The organism is Candidatus Wallbacteria bacterium (assembly GCA_028687545.1).
Lineage (GTDB): Bacteria > Muiribacteriota > JAQTZZ01 > JAQTZZ01 > JAQTZZ01 > JAQTZZ01.
In genome coordinates, this window is sequence record JAQTZZ010000001.1 from 150264 (window position 1) to 163405 (window position 13142).

The 13142-nt window shown below is 45.8% G+C and carries 18 protein-coding genes; 14 read left to right on the top strand and 4 right to left on the bottom strand.

Annotated elements, in window-relative coordinates; all coding sequences use genetic code 11:
• Positions 1-247 precede the first annotated feature (247 nt).
• The 3 genes from PHW04_00680 (at position 248) to glgA (ending at position 3511) form a co-directional block, all read left to right on the top strand.
• Positions 248-1951: a DUF3416 domain-containing protein gene (locus PHW04_00680; GenBank protein MDD2714387.1), complete on the top strand. Its 1704-nt coding sequence runs from the start codon at positions 248-250 to the stop codon at positions 1949-1951.
• Positions 1948-2193 (top strand): hypothetical protein, encoded by a 246-nt coding sequence (locus PHW04_00685; protein MDD2714388.1) that lies wholly within the window; start codon positions 1948-1950, stop codon positions 2191-2193. The genes PHW04_00680 and PHW04_00685 overlap by 4 nt, the downstream gene beginning before the upstream one ends.
• A 142-nt stretch (positions 2194-2335) precedes the next feature.
• On the top strand, positions 2336-3511 hold the full coding sequence (gene glgA / locus PHW04_00690) for a glycogen synthase (protein MDD2714389.1): 1176 nt from the start codon (positions 2336-2338) through the stop codon (positions 3509-3511).
• A 4-nt stretch (positions 3512-3515) separates the two neighbouring features.
• On the opposite strand, the gene PHW04_00695 is transcribed toward glgA, so the two are convergent.
• From PHW04_00695 to PHW04_00705, 3 genes are all read right to left on the bottom strand, one after another.
• Positions 3516-4430 carry a sugar phosphate nucleotidyltransferase gene (locus PHW04_00695; protein MDD2714390.1) on the bottom strand — a complete coding sequence of 305 codons (915 nt, stop codon included), beginning with the start codon at positions 4428-4430 and terminating at the stop codon, positions 3516-3518.
• A gap of 295 nt (positions 4431-4725) precedes the next feature.
• Positions 4726-5037: a DUF2442 domain-containing protein gene (locus tag PHW04_00700; GenBank protein ID MDD2714391.1), complete on the bottom strand. Its 312-nt coding sequence runs from the start codon at positions 5035-5037 to the stop codon at positions 4726-4728.
• Complete coding sequence (locus tag PHW04_00705; GenBank protein ID MDD2714392.1) at positions 4994-5236, bottom strand: DUF4160 domain-containing protein; 243 nt, start codon at positions 5234-5236, stop codon at positions 4994-4996. The genes PHW04_00700 and PHW04_00705 overlap by 44 nt, the downstream gene beginning before the upstream one ends.
• A 289-nt stretch (positions 5237-5525) precedes the next feature.
• Here PHW04_00705 and PHW04_00710 point away from each other — a divergent pair, with 289 nt between their 5' ends.
• The 11 genes from PHW04_00710 to PHW04_00760 all read left to right on the top strand — a co-directional run bounded on the left by PHW04_00710 (position 5526) and on the right by PHW04_00760 (position 12591).
• Entirely contained in the window at positions 5526-6074 is a 549-nt protein-coding gene (locus PHW04_00710; protein ID MDD2714393.1) for a hypothetical protein, read from the top strand.
• A gap of 45 nt (positions 6075-6119) precedes the next feature.
• On the top strand, positions 6120-6596 hold the full coding sequence (locus PHW04_00715) for a hypothetical protein (protein MDD2714394.1): 477 nt from the start codon (positions 6120-6122) through the stop codon (positions 6594-6596).
• 41 nt (positions 6597-6637) lie between these two features.
• Entirely contained in the window at positions 6638-7114 is a 477-nt protein-coding gene (locus PHW04_00720) for a hypothetical protein (GenBank protein ID MDD2714395.1), read from the top strand.
• Positions 7115-7133: 19 nt separating this feature from the next.
• On the top strand, positions 7134-7382 hold the full coding sequence (locus PHW04_00725; protein ID MDD2714396.1) for a hypothetical protein: 249 nt from the start codon (positions 7134-7136) through the stop codon (positions 7380-7382).
• Between the two features lie 11 nt (positions 7383-7393).
• Positions 7394-7693, top strand: a complete 300-nt coding sequence (locus PHW04_00730; GenBank protein MDD2714397.1) for a hypothetical protein — start codon at positions 7394-7396, stop codon at positions 7691-7693.
• A gap of 297 nt (positions 7694-7990) precedes the next feature.
• Positions 7991-8473, top strand: a complete 483-nt coding sequence (locus PHW04_00735; GenBank protein ID MDD2714398.1) for a hypothetical protein — start codon at positions 7991-7993, stop codon at positions 8471-8473.
• A gap of 32 nt (positions 8474-8505) precedes the next feature.
• A complete protein-coding gene (locus PHW04_00740; GenBank protein MDD2714399.1) occupies positions 8506-9879 on the top strand; it encodes a radical SAM protein in 1374 nt (457 codons plus the stop codon).
• Positions 9869-10534 (top strand): isoprenylcysteine carboxylmethyltransferase family protein, encoded by a 666-nt coding sequence (locus PHW04_00745; protein MDD2714400.1) that lies wholly within the window; start codon positions 9869-9871, stop codon positions 10532-10534. The genes PHW04_00740 and PHW04_00745 overlap by 11 nt, the downstream gene beginning before the upstream one ends.
• Positions 10521-10958 carry a DUF4395 family protein gene (locus PHW04_00750; protein ID MDD2714401.1) on the top strand — a complete coding sequence of 146 codons (438 nt, stop codon included), beginning with the start codon at positions 10521-10523 and terminating at the stop codon, positions 10956-10958. Before PHW04_00745 ends, PHW04_00750 begins: the two co-directional genes overlap by 14 nt.
• Positions 10955-11734 carry a prolipoprotein diacylglyceryl transferase gene (locus PHW04_00755; GenBank protein MDD2714402.1) on the top strand — a complete coding sequence of 260 codons (780 nt, stop codon included), beginning with the start codon at positions 10955-10957 and terminating at the stop codon, positions 11732-11734. The genes PHW04_00750 and PHW04_00755 overlap by 4 nt, the downstream gene beginning before the upstream one ends.
• The gene (locus PHW04_00760) at positions 11731-12591 is read left to right on the top strand and encodes an alpha/beta hydrolase (protein ID MDD2714403.1); all 861 of its coding nucleotides are present in this window, start codon (positions 11731-11733) and stop codon (positions 12589-12591) included. Before PHW04_00755 ends, PHW04_00760 begins: the two co-directional genes overlap by 4 nt.
• On the opposite strand, the gene PHW04_00765 is transcribed toward PHW04_00760, so the two are convergent.
• Positions 12572-13096 carry a DUF5706 domain-containing protein gene (locus PHW04_00765; GenBank protein MDD2714404.1) on the bottom strand — a complete coding sequence of 175 codons (525 nt, stop codon included), beginning with the start codon at positions 13094-13096 and terminating at the stop codon, positions 12572-12574. The two genes, PHW04_00760 and PHW04_00765, sit on opposite strands and share 20 nt — an antisense overlap.
• Positions 13097-13142 lie beyond the last annotated feature (46 nt).

Here is a 13142-nt window from a genome sequence, read left to right on the forward strand (position 1 = left end):
TCACTGCTGCATAAATCCCGCACTTTGAAACCGGATTGATCTTCCGCGAAGTCTCAAAATAGACGATTGAGAATAAATTAACCAGATTTTTCCGTTACTGTCAATACATATTCTGCAGTCTGCCATCTTCAGGATAAAAGAGATTTTTTTAGCGGGATTCCCAAAATCGGTCTGGAAAAAATGAGGTGCTTTTTATTTTTTTTTGCTATTCTTATGAGTGTCAAGCAAATACAAAATCGGAGGATTTATGCCAAGCAAGGATAGGGCGATTTTCAACGTCTATCCCGAGATCGAAGGCGGAAAATTTCTGGTGAAACGAGAGGAAGATCGCGCATTGACTGTTTCCTGCTCCACTCTCATCAGCGGAAAGCCAGCTCTTTTTCTGAAATCCCGGAAAAAGGGAGAGAGAGTCTGGAGCAAAAAAGCGATGCATCTGAACAGCAGCGGGAAATGGGAAGCTTCAGTACTTTTTCCCGATCCCGGAAGGTATGAGTATACAATCGAAGCCGAATCCTCAGATGGGAAAACCAAGAGCCTCCAATACGGGAAAATCCTGGAGGTCGCTGTGCGTCCGGCCAGGGCACGATTCGCCGCCTGGTACGAAATGTTCCACCGCTCCCAAGGTAAAATTCCAGGCCAGAGCGCCACTTTCCGGGATATGGAGGGGAGGCTTGACGATATTGAGCGGATGGGCTTTGATGTGATCTATCTGCCGCCAGTCCATCCGATCGGAGTCACCAAACGCAAGGGACCGGACAATTCACTTTATGCAGGTCCCAACGACCCTGGCTGCCCCTGGGCGATCGGCAACCATTTTGGAGGGCACAAGGCAGTGAATCCTGAGCTCGGCACTCTGGAGGAATTCCGGAAATTCATCCGCTCCTGCAAAAAACGGGGAATGGATGTGGCGATCGACCTGGCTTTCAACTGCTCGCCGGACCATCCTTATCTGAAAGAGCATCCTGAATGGTTTTTCAAGCGTGCCGACGGGACGATCGCCTACGCCGAGAATCCCCCGAAAAAATATGAGGATATCTATCCCCTGAATTTTTTTCCTGAGAACAAAGATGCAATGTGGCAGGAAATGAAAAGCATCTTCACTTTCTGGTGCAAACAGGGCATCACCACTTTCCGGGTTGACAATCCCCACACCAAGCCTGCCGATTTCTGGGAATGGCTGATCAGGGAAGTGAAAGCAGAATACCCGGAAGCCATGTTCCTGGCCGAGGCTTTCACAGCCTATGACAAGCTCGAATACCTGGCTAAAGTCGGATATGATCAGTCTTACACATATTTCACCTGGCGCAACCAGAAAAATGAGCTGATCGAATATTTTCTGAAACTGACAGGCTCCTATCTCAAGGAATTCCTGTTCGGGAACCTTTTCGTGAACACCCCGGACATCTGTCCGCCTGTGCTGCAGAATGGAGGACGCCCGGCTTTCAAGCTGCGGATCGCCCTGGCTGCCACGCTCTCGTCGGTATACGGGATGTACAACGGTTATGAGCTTTGCGAAGCAGGCGCTTATCCAGGCACAGAGATCTACAAGGACTCGGAGAAATATCAATATAAAGTATGGGACTGGGACCGGCCGGGCAATATCAAGGATTACATCGGCAGCCTGAATCGGATCAGGAGGGAAAATCCGGCACTGCAGCAGTACGATAATCTGCGGATTTACAATTCCACCAACGACAGCATTCTTTTCTACGGAAAAGCTACCATTGACAAGGAAAATGTGATCCTGGTGGCCGTGAACCTGGACCCGTTCAATTCCCAGGAGGCCAGAGTCACAGTTCCTGTCGAGGAGCTGGGCTTGTCTTCAGACGAGGAATATCAGGTGGATGAGTTGATCAGCGGCAGAAGTTACAGCTGGAGAGGGAGAGAAAACTATCTCCGGATCGAACCCTGGGTAGAGCCTGTCTATATTTTCAAAGTGAGGAAAATATGAATTCCAAAGAATTGGCATTAGAACATTTTCTCAAGTTCTTCGAGCTGCGGATGCGGGTAACGAAACAGAACGATGCCTTGCTGCAGAGAGAAGCCATGAATTTTTTCGGTCAGCAGATTTCTCCCAGGATCTGCAGCGGCCCAGCCTATGACCAGGATTATTGCGGAGAAATCAACCGCCTGAGCCGGGAGCAGGGATTTCTGGACATGATGGAGGTTTTCGTCTCCATGCCTGGAAAGTGAAAAACTGTGGAATGGACAGCTATGTTTTTGCTTTGAGCCTCTTGCAAAATGTTTTATTCGGCAGTATCTTGGGTAAACATTTTGTTAGAGGCTCATAGGATTATCCGGAAACCAGTCATGAAAAAACTTCAGGAGGAACAGGATGAAAGTCTCAATAGTCACCAGGGAATACCCTCCCCACATTTACGGCGGTGCCGGTGTGCATGTCAATTATCTGGTCGGGGAATTGAAAAAACTGATGGAAGTCGATGTCAGAAGCTGGGGAGACCAGAACATATCTGAGAAAAATCTCAGCGTGAAGGGCTTTACAACATGGGATGCCCTGAAGAACGAGCAGACCCCAAAACTGGACCTTCCGCTCCAGACACTTGCCACTGACCTTGCGATTGTCGGTAAAACCATGGATGCCGACATTGTCCATACCCACACCTGGTATGCTTCTTTCGCAGGTTACCTCGCTAAAATGCTTTATCAGATCCCGCTGGTGGCCACCACCCACTCTCTTGAACCGCTGCGCCCCTGGAAAGAGGAGCAGATCGGCACAGGCTATCATCTCAGCAGCTGGGCGGAAAAACTGGCGCTGGAAAATGCGGACAAGATCATCGCTGTTTCCGATGAAATGAAGCGGGACATCCTGAATCTGTTCAAAGTCAAAGCGAAAAATATCGAAGTCATCCATAACGGGATCGATCCCAAGGAATGGCACCCGATTTCCAAGGATGAAATCAGGGGAGAACTGGAAAAGAAATACGGCATTACAGGTGATTACGTGCTTTTCGTCGGCAGGATCACCCGCCAGAAAGGAATCGATGTTCTGGTGGAAGCTTCCAAGAGTCTTCCCAAAGGGGTGAAACTTGTGATGCGGGCCGGCTCCCCGGACACTCCTGAGATCAAGCAGGAACTGGAAGAGTGGGTGAAGGGCAGGGAAAACATCATCTGGATCAGGCAGAGCCTTCCCAATGAAGAACTGATCAAGGTCTATAACTGCGCACTGCTGTTCATCTGCCCGTCGGTTTATGAACCTTTCGGAATCATCAACCTGGAAGCCATGTCCTGTAATGTGCCGGTTGTGGCGAGCGCAGTCGGAGGCATCAAGGAAGTGGTGGTAGACGGTGAAACCGGATTCCTGGTGCCCCCGAGCAATCCCAAAGTGCTGGCCGACGCGGTCTGCAGCCTGCTGCATGACAGGGAAAAAGCCTGCAGGTTCGGGCTCGCCGGACGGGAAAGAGTATTGCAGAAGTTCACCTGGGAAAAGATCGCCAGGGACACCAAAAAATGCTACGAGAAGACTATCGCCGACTACAGGAAGAAGAAATAAGCGGTTAAGGGGCTGACTTTATTTTAGTCCCTTTCCCGATCACGCAGTTCCTGAGCTTGACGCCTGAGATCAGGCAGTCTTCGTCCACTGCGCAGCCTTCCAACTCGGAATCCGTGACTGTGGTATTGCCGAGCAGCACTGAACTGCTGACTTTGCTGTTCTCGATTTTAACGTCTTTCCCGTAATAGCTGTCTGCCTTGGCATAATGCTGATTGGCTTCGATATAAGCGCCGCGGCTGCCGATGTCGAACCAGTGTTCGGAAAAGATATAGGCGTCAGCCTTGATGTTTTTCGTCTTCAGCAGGTATTTGCAGAAATAACCCATGGCATCCTTTTTCTTGTTCTCTGAAGCCAGAAATTCAGGCAGCATTTTCAGCGTATCAGGCGGGAAGATATAGACTCCTGTGGAAACCAGAGTGGTCTTCGGCTGCGCCGGTTTTTCCTCGAAATCCACGATCGCATTGTCAGGGCCGAGAATCACGCTGCCGTATCTGTTGCGGACTTTCTCGATGTCCCCGATGTCGTAGACTGCGATCATCAGGTTGCCGCGGTAGGCTTTGACGAATTTCGAGAGATCGAGTTCCAGCAGATTGTCTCCAGCGATCAGCAGCAGGGGCTCATCAATTTTCTCTTTTTCCACCAGATACTGGATCGCGCCGACTGAGCCGAGTTTCTGCTCTTCCATGCGCGAATCCTCGACTACAGCCTTGATCTTGATCTTTTTGTCGCGTACGAATTTCTTGAGCTCAGGTTCGAATCTCTTGTTCGTGGAAATTATGGGAGTAGTATCCAGGGGAAAATTTTCTAAAAGACACTGCAGAATCGGTTTTCCAGCTACAGGCAGCATGGCCTTGGCAACGTTTTCAGTGAGCGGCAGAAGCCTTGTCCCGTATCCGCCAGTCAAGATCGCTCCTCTCATCGTAACCTCCTGTTTGTAGGGTTAAAATTTTCGGTATCCCGAAATAAATTCCTTTTAATATCATAACATCATTCCCTGATTGATTGCGAATGAGCCATACACTCGCGTCAGGGAATCCGCCCTCTCGGAAAGATTTCCTGACAGTCTGTATGAATAAAGCGATTGAATAGGATTTCATACCGAAATCTCACCCTGCATATTTAACTTTGTAAAGTTAATTTGCAGTATGTCAATCTGCCGTTCCGTCTGCAGTTAAAATTAATTCCAGGCAATGCTTGATTTTCCGAACCAATGATCAGACCGCTTTTTTTCGGGATGACTTAGCGCTGCAAACTGCCACCTGCTGTTTTGTAAATGATTGCAGGGGATATTTCCCGGGGTTTTCGAGATTATCGATTTCCAGGTCAACATCCAGTTCAGGCCAATACAGATGATATCCGTGCGTCAGGGTTACATTCAGGATTGATTTCAGTGTCTGGTCCTTGAAATAAGGAAACTCTGCATAGCTGAGAAAATACTCTTTCAGGTCGGCAAAAAGCCAGATACCGAAAGGTGTCACGTTTTCAACGCTTACCGAAATGCTCCTGCCAGGCACTGATAATTTCACTCTTGTGCTCCTCAATGATTTTCTGGATCTCTTTCAATTTTCCCGGGTTCAATTCATGGTAGACAGCAAGGGAAATGATCGGCTCCAGCCAGAATTTGGCTTCCCCGTTCTCACAGGTAACGTGAACATGGATCCTGTTCTCCTCGTTCGACAGGAAATAGAACCTGTATCCCTTATTCCTGAAAATTGTCGGACTCATAATGAGTAGATTATACCGTTTTCCTTTGATGCTGGCAATCAGGCAGCTTTTCGCATTTTCGAAGGTGGCAAGGTAGTTCTCTGAAAGCATCGATTTATGTTATAGTGTAAACATAAGAGGCACTTACAAAACTCATTTTCAGGTCTGAGAATGAACTTTTCAGTAATTCGGTTGCAAGAGTTTTGTTAGTGCCCCTTAGGAGCCTCTAATCTTAAGACAAGAGGCTCATAAATCTAGTTAATTATCACTTGACCAATGAACTTTCGGTTAACTTTAAGGGAAAGAAGAGATGAAAGTCTGGAAATGCAAGTGCGGAGAAATAAATCTCGAACAGGAAAAGAAATGCGGGTTGTGCCGAAAAACGCGCAAAAATGAAGTTGTTGAGGAAATGGATCCTGTTCAGAAAAAAGACGTATTTCCAGAAAGCCAGTTCCAGAAGAGTAGTATTTTAGAAGAATCGTCAATACCTATTCTTAAAGACAGCTATCTAATACCCAAAAAGCTGACAATAGACTTTTTCGCTGGAATAATTTCAGTTTTTTTAGCTGGTTTTGTATTTTATTATTTCAGAGATCAATTTAAACATCCGGAAATTTTACATACTTCAATTTTAGTCATTATTGTGTGCCTGTTAGCGTTGTTAAGGGATAATTATATTAAAGGGTTTATAACAGGAATCTTTTTACTTTCGACTGGTTTTTTAATAATAATCCCTTATTTAGCATATCGTAGATGGGGATCTAGTTCGATCTGGTTTTTGTTAAGTGTGCTGTTGCTGCCATTATTATTTTTTGGGGCATGCACGATTTCCTTTATTAAAAATCCAGGGGGGTGTTAGAGTTTTTTCAATGGAAAGAAATTTCGACAAAGAGCAGGTATCTGAATGAAAATGTGGAAATGCCGCTGCGGCATAGTTTATCAGGAAAAAAGTTCAGTCTGCAGTAAATGCGGGCAGATTCTAGTCGAGCAAAACGATAATGAAACAACATCTGGACAGGTGAATTCTCAATCTGAGGATTCGAATTTATTAAGAGTTGATTTTTTCCCACGCAAACCATTAACTATCGAGTATTTCATCGGAATAGCGGCTTTTATTATCGCTTTGATAGCCGTTGAAATATGGATTAAACAAACACCTGCTGGCTCGATTGTGTTCCGCGATGGGATACTTTGGAAAGGTTTGACAGGCCTATGGATTTTTGTATGTGTTTTTCGCAAAAGAATTCAGTTTTGGAGAGGCGTGCTTACTGCATTTTTATGGGCAGTACTTTTCGCTTTTCTATTTATGGGAGCATGTACACTAGGGATGCTTAATATGATTCAGGACGGGCTTAACAAGGGAATTCCAATCGGATGTTAATGAGATGTGAAAAACTCAGTATCATCACACATGGTGAAATTATGAAAGTCTGGAAATGCAAGTGTGGGGAAACGAATCCAGAGCAGCTAGGAGTTTGCAGTCAGTGTGGTGGGCAAATCCCTTCAAAACCTAAAACAAAAACACTTGTTATTTTAGTTGGAATTTCGATTTTTTTAGCAGCATCTTGTTTATGGTATTATTTCAGAAACCAGTTTGAGTACCCGTTATATGTTCTACTAATCATTCTAGTCGTAACCGGTTTGATGCTTGCGATATTGAGAGAAACTGATTTTATTTCAGGAAGGACTCACACTGAAAGCGACAATGAGCAAAGTCCAGATTTTTTTTCAAAGCGGCCGGCAACACCTGAACACTATGAATCTTGTAACGAAGCTGATTCTAAAAACATGGGGTGTTTTGCAGTTTTGTTCTATTTTATTTTTGCATTGATATTTCTGATTTCGCTGCTTTTCGGTGCATTTGCATTGTTTACAGGATCAAGAGCAGGCTGCAATTAAAATATTGGTAGGTATCTGAATGAAAATCTGGAAATGCAGATGCGGGACGTTGAACGAGGAACTAGTAATATCCTGCCGCAATTGTGGTGAACCCAGGCCAGATGAAATCAATAGTGATGAGAAAACGGGGCAGGAAGAAGCTGTATCTGGTTCCGAGTCGGCCTCCGGGCTTTTAAAGGGCTGCTTTATTATTGTAAATATTGTGGTGTTAATCATTGTTTTGCTATACGGCGCGTGCTTTTTCGTTGGACTGGTGAAAGGAAATTGAAGGGATTGAGAATGAAATCCTGGAAATGCAAATGCGGTATTGTAAATCCAGATTTTAAGGCAACCTGCAGTAAATGCGGGCAACACAGATCTGAAAATTTTGTTGCAGGTACACTGCCAGGGAATCAGGGAAAAACCAACACTAATAATAAGCAAAACACGATTGATCAACCTGTTAAAAAAAAATCGAACAAGTATTACTACGGTATGTTGATTACAATTATTACAATCTGGACTTCTTTGCATCCAGGACTGATTAATCTGTTTTTAGCCTTAATAATTATACTTGCAATTTTTGCGGATATTAACTAGGATTTTCAATCTGGTTTTAAAACAATTTGGAATTTCTGGTCTTTGCTTTCTCTAGTAATTTTTGTCTCAGCTATCATAATCCTAAACTGGGATAGACTGGAGGTTTTTTTACTGGGACTGTGGCTTTAGTTTGAGGAGCCTATTTGGCGTTGAAAAATATTTGCTGCATTTTCATTGAAATTACTGTTAGCTTGAATTATGGACTTATGCACTATATGGATTCTTTATGACTCAATATAGATGAGATGTTAGCGATTTTATGAACACATAGGTTTTCTTGAAAAAAAAGGATTGTAAATGAAAATCTGGAAATGCAAATGCGGGGAAGTGAACGAAGAGCAGGTTGATTTCTGCCTCAAGTGCGGACATTTAAGAACCGATGAAATAATTGTGGAAAAATTGCCGGAATCTCAGGAAGACAAAATTCCTGATCAATTATCAATTCCAGAGAAAACTAATATTATTTTCAAATATTTTGAAATTCCCAAACCTGTTACATTTGCATTTCTGGCCGGTGTGGCAGCATTTTATCTATCTTTGTATGTGTTTTACAAGATGTTTTCGCTATTTACACCCAAGACAAGCTTAACCCCATGGGCTGTCGTTCTGACCGAACTACTTTGTCTGGAAGCTTTAATGTTTGCATTTCGCAAAAAAAAGGATTTTTTGTGCGGTATTTATAATGGATTTAGGTTATCTATTTTACTGATTTTCCTCTTGTTACTACTGTTGTTTGGATCGTGTACTTATGTTTTTTTAAATTACGGCTGCAGTGGTTGATACATTGAAAGCATGGAAATAAAATGGACTTGATGCAAAATAATTTATCTGACACAGCGTCAATCTGCCCGGAATGCAGAAAGCTAATTCCCGCTGCTTATGTTGAAAGAGCCGGAGCGGTTTATCTGGATAAAACCTGCCCTGAGCACGGGGAATTCCACAGCCTTGTCGAAGAAGATGCACGTTTTTTTCATCGCAGAGCTGAATTTGACAAGCCTGCCACTGAATCGATCAAGCAGACTGTTAAAACTAAAGGCTGTCCTCATGACTGCGGTCTTTGCGATCAGCATGATCAGCATACCTGCATTGCTGTGCTGGAAATAACCGGGGAGTGCGATTTGTCCTGTCCGGTTTGCTATGCGCAACCTCTCACAGGCGGATTCATGGCCTTGGAAACTGTCGGGAAAATACTGGATTTTTACCAGCACTGCGAGTCAGGGAATGCGGAGATCCTGCAGCTCAGCGGAGGAGAGCCTACGCTTCATCCGCAACTGCTCAAAATCATCGAAACTGCGATTGATAAGAAAATAAAGTATGTGATGCTGAATACAAATGGCTATAACCTGGCTCACAATAAAGAATTGGTTAAAAGCCTGGCCGGAATCGGCTCAGGCTTCGAGATTTATCTGCAGTTTGACGGGCTGCAGCCTGGCTCAATGCAGACACTCAGAGGAATTGATCAGCTTTCCTGGAAAATCAGAGCCTTAGACAACATTCTGGAATCCGGGATTCCTGTGACTCTGGTTACTACTGTTGCCAATGGAATCAATGACGATCAGCTTGGCGAAATCTTGAATTACGGCATTTCCAGGCCAGGCATCAGAGGCATCAATTTCCAGGCTGCAGCAGCTTTCAGTCCAAGCTCTCCAGTCAACGCGGAACAATGCATCACAATCAGCGGCCTGGCTGCCAGGCTTGAAAAACAGACTTCCGGACTCATCAAAATCAATGACCTGGTTCCCCTGCCCTGCAATGTGCATAACCATGGCCTGACTTTCATGGTGCGGAATGAGAGGGGGTTCCAGCCCATTACCCGCCAGGTGGATCTCAAGCCTCACCTGGACCTGATCGAAAATTCCTTTTATCATGACGCTACAGGGATTATGAAAAAAATGGAATCAGGGTTGTGTGGAAATTCAACTGTCTGCAAGTGCATGAGTTTTCTGACTGATTTCAGCACCATGCTGCCTGAACTTTTCAAAAGCGGCACGCTCGAACAAAAGCGGAATTTCATCAACCACAATCTATTCAGAATCAGCCTGAGCAGATTCAATGACCTGCATTCATTTGCCCTGGACGCAGTAGCCAAGGAATGTGTGCATATTTTTACGCCTGATCTGCTGAGGATTCCTTTTTCAGTCTACAACCTGTTCCATCGCGGAGGAAAAAAAGCACATGCCGAATAATCCCGCAGTTATGCTCCTGTTACTCAAAGAGCGATTCCTGACCGGTGACATTTACGTAAAAATTGATATCATTGCTGCCTTGATTGTCGTGATCTGCGCCTGGCTGATCATTGTCTCAGTTTTCATGAATTTCATGGATGCCCAGAAAGCTGATAAAGTACGCCATGAAAAGAAACACCTGGTAGCAACTGCCAGCATGAGCCTGTTTTATCTGTTTTATTATCTGCTGCTCCGCTTCCAGATCGGCGGTTTCCGGATCGCGGACCCGATGCTCCGCCTGACTCTCATCTTCATTGGCCTGACTGTTCTGATCACAGGCACTGCTGTTAATCTTCTGGGAAGATTGTCTCTGGGTCATAACTGGGGGGATCAGATCAGGATTTATCACGGCCATCAGCTGGTCAATCGCGGAGTTTACAGGCTGGTCAGGCATCCGCTGTATGCTTCGCTGATCTGGATTTTTTACGCGGGCTGCCTGATTTATCCGAATTACGCGGGTTTCCTTGCCAATACTGCCGTATTTCTGCCCATGATGTTTTACAGGGCCAGGCAGGAAGAAGAGATCCTGATCCGGGAATTTCCAGAATATATAAATTATCAAAAGGAGGTCGGCATGTTCATGCCCATTTTCAGGAGGCGCAATGACGGAAAATAAAGTGATGGTTTCAAGGGGAGGGTTCCTTTTCTGCAGATGGACTGTGGCAGTAATACTCTGGTGCGCGTTTTTTCTGCGGAGCAGGGAACTGGTGATTTTGTCCTGCGCGATTCTTGCTCTGTCAGCACTGCTCAAGATCAGGAAAGCTCCTCTGGTCTGGATTTACACGATGACACTGGGAAAATTGTTCCAGTCTTCTTTGGAAGAGCTGGACGAATCCGCAATGCGTTTCGCGCATTCCTTCGGCACAGTGCTGCATCTGATCGCGATTTCATTGCTCTATCTGCCAAACCCCAGGGCCGGCTGGCTGCTGGTGCTGATCCTATGCTTCGGTAAAACCGCAGGAGCCATGGGATTCTGCACAGCCCTGAAGATTTACGGCTGCCTGAAGAGCGGCGGCTGCTGCAGATTTACCGGCAAATGAATACAGTCCAGTGCTGCCCTCAGAACTGGGGAGTTCTGCCTGTACTTTTCCATTTCGGGAATGTTTTGATCAGCAGTTATTTCGTGTTTATCGGCCTGGGCCTCATGGCTGCACTTGCTTCATATTACCTGGAATTCCGGCGGGAACCTCAACGCAATGCCCAACTCTTGCCGCTGGTGTTTTTCGCTTTTGCGGGTGGTGTAATAGGTGCCAAGCTTCCTATGTGGATCATTAATTTTAAAGCGATCATAGCCGGTGGTTTTGCGCCTGAGCTGATTTTTCCCGGTAAAACCATAGTCGGAGGCCTGATCGGCGGCACGATCGCAGTCAGGATCGCTAAAAGGCAAATGGGTATCAAAACCAGGATGGGAAATTCCATTGCTCCTGCGATCGCGATTGGACTGGCTGTTGCCAGGATCGGCTGCTTCCTGCAGGGCTGTTGCTTCGGAAGACCGACACTTCTTCCCTGGGGCGTGAATTTCGGCGATGGAATCATGCGACATCCGACTCAGCTTTATGAGTCGCTTTTCATGTTCGTTCTGTTCTTTTTGCTGATCCGTAAAAGCAGGAACAATCCTGCCCCAGGTGAACTCTTCGACTTTCTGATGGCCATGTATTTCGGTTTCAGGTTTTTCGAGGAATTTTTGCGTGCGAGCGATATCGTCTTTATAGGACTGACAGGATATCAGCTTGTTTCCCTGCCGCTCGCGAGCTGGTTCGGTTTAAGGCTGAACAGCAGCTTGATATTCCGGAAAGGCAAGGAAGAAAGTCCATGAAAATATCGATAAAAAGGATAATCCGCTCTATAGTCGAAATCATAGTTGTCACCTACCTGATCAGCGCTTGTTTTCTGTATTTTTTCCAGGACAAGCTCCTTTTTCTGACCACCAGGGAAATGTACAGCACCACTCCTGCAATCCACGGCATTGAGTACAAAGACGTTTATTTCAAGACAAAGGACGGGCTGAAGCTGCACGGCTGGTTCATCACCGGAAAATCAGAAAATCCGTATCTTCTTTTCTGCCACGGCAATGCGGAAAATGTCTCAGGACTGCTGGAATCAGCCCTGCAGTTTTACCAGCTCGGCTTGAATGTGCTTTTCTTTGATTATCGCTGCTACGGCAAAAGTGAAGGAAAGACAATCTCCGAAACAGGCACTTACCTGGATGCTGAGGCTGCCTGGGATTTCATGGTGAATGAATTGAAAATCCCGTCTGATAAGATCATCATTTTCGGCAGGTCGCTAGGTGGAGCAGTAGCGACAAAACTGGCAAGTGAGCGGACCTGCGAAGCCCTGATCGTGGAATCAGGATTTTATTCGGCAACTGAGCGGGCAGCTGAACTCTATAAATGGTATCCGATAAAATGGATGATCAGGAATCCTTACGAGTCAGGCAAGAATCTCCGCAGCATCAAATGTCCGGTCTTAATCATCCACAGCCCAGATGATGAGATCATCCCCTTCCATCACGGCCAGGAATTGTTCGCTGCAGCTAATGAACCGAAGAGATTTCTGACCCTTAAAGGGGACCATAATAACGGATACTGGATTTATCAGGAGATTTACCTGGCAGGGATAAAGCAGTTTTTAGTGGAATTTAATTTGATGAATTTCAGAGCAGCGGGCCGCTGATTACGAGCAGCAGGATGCCTGAGAGGAAGAGGAGAAGGGCGTAGCGGAAGAAGCGGAATTTCTTGTGTGCGATGCAGGCATTGGCGTAAACTCCGATCAGAATGTCCCTGTCCAGGGGAGACAAAGCCTCTGATCCGTAATATTTCTTCACAATAGCTTGCTCGAAAGAGGCGAATTCAGGGAAAGAGGCGATTTCAGAGAAAAGGAACAGGTTGCGCTCCCTGCTGTCTGTGCCTGGCGCACTTTTCAGGCTGGGCGGATTGTTGATCACAGGAAAGAATGACCAGAAAGACAGGACCAGGGCCAGCACAATCAGGCAGTAGCCTGTGGAAAACAGAAGCTGCGGCCAGGTTGTGAATCCCAGTTTCTGATAGATCAGGAGCACGATCGCGCCGGCTGAAGCCGCCACTGCCGAATTCTTGGCTTCAGCGTATTTCACCATATCCTGGAGATTCAGGAAAATCCTGAAAATCGTCTCGCGTAGAGGTGCGTCAGGGCAATTCATGGAATCATTATCTCATTAGATGTGGATGCGTTCAATGCTTCAGATA

Excerpts from the sequence above, each read along its gene's own strand:
- PHW04_00680 (MDD2714387.1), top strand. The coding sequence starts at position 248 with ATGCCAAGCAAGGATAGGGCGATTTTCAACGTCTATCCCGAGATCGAA.
- PHW04_00685 (MDD2714388.1), top strand. The coding sequence starts at position 1,948 with ATGAATTCCAAAGAATTGGCATTAGAACATTTTCTCAAGTTCTTCGAG.
- glgA (MDD2714389.1), top strand. The coding sequence starts at position 2,336 with ATGAAAGTCTCAATAGTCACCAGGGAATACCCTCCCCACATTTACGGC.
- PHW04_00695 (MDD2714390.1), bottom strand. The coding sequence starts at position 4,430 with ATGAGAGGAGCGATCTTGACTGGCGGATACGGGACAAGGCTTCTGCCG.
- PHW04_00705 (MDD2714392.1), bottom strand. The coding sequence starts at position 5,236 with ATGAGTCCGACAATTTTCAGGAATAAGGGATACAGGTTCTATTTCCTG.
- PHW04_00710 (MDD2714393.1), top strand. The coding sequence starts at position 5,526 with ATGAAAGTCTGGAAATGCAAGTGCGGAGAAATAAATCTCGAACAGGAA.
- PHW04_00715 (MDD2714394.1), top strand. The coding sequence starts at position 6,120 with ATGAAAATGTGGAAATGCCGCTGCGGCATAGTTTATCAGGAAAAAAGT.
- PHW04_00720 (MDD2714395.1), top strand. The coding sequence starts at position 6,638 with ATGAAAGTCTGGAAATGCAAGTGTGGGGAAACGAATCCAGAGCAGCTA.
- PHW04_00725 (MDD2714396.1), top strand. The coding sequence starts at position 7,134 with ATGAAAATCTGGAAATGCAGATGCGGGACGTTGAACGAGGAACTAGTA.
- PHW04_00730 (MDD2714397.1), top strand. The coding sequence starts at position 7,394 with ATGAAATCCTGGAAATGCAAATGCGGTATTGTAAATCCAGATTTTAAG.
- PHW04_00735 (MDD2714398.1), top strand. The coding sequence starts at position 7,991 with ATGAAAATCTGGAAATGCAAATGCGGGGAAGTGAACGAAGAGCAGGTT.
- PHW04_00740 (MDD2714399.1), top strand. The coding sequence starts at position 8,506 with ATGCAAAATAATTTATCTGACACAGCGTCAATCTGCCCGGAATGCAGA.
- PHW04_00745 (MDD2714400.1), top strand. The coding sequence starts at position 9,869 with ATGCCGAATAATCCCGCAGTTATGCTCCTGTTACTCAAAGAGCGATTC.
- PHW04_00750 (MDD2714401.1), top strand. The coding sequence starts at position 10,521 with ATGACGGAAAATAAAGTGATGGTTTCAAGGGGAGGGTTCCTTTTCTGC.
- PHW04_00755 (MDD2714402.1), top strand. The coding sequence starts at position 10,955 with ATGAATACAGTCCAGTGCTGCCCTCAGAACTGGGGAGTTCTGCCTGTA.
- PHW04_00760 (MDD2714403.1), top strand. The coding sequence starts at position 11,731 with ATGAAAATATCGATAAAAAGGATAATCCGCTCTATAGTCGAAATCATA.
- PHW04_00765 (MDD2714404.1), bottom strand. The coding sequence starts at position 13,096 with ATGAATTGCCCTGACGCACCTCTACGCGAGACGATTTTCAGGATTTTC.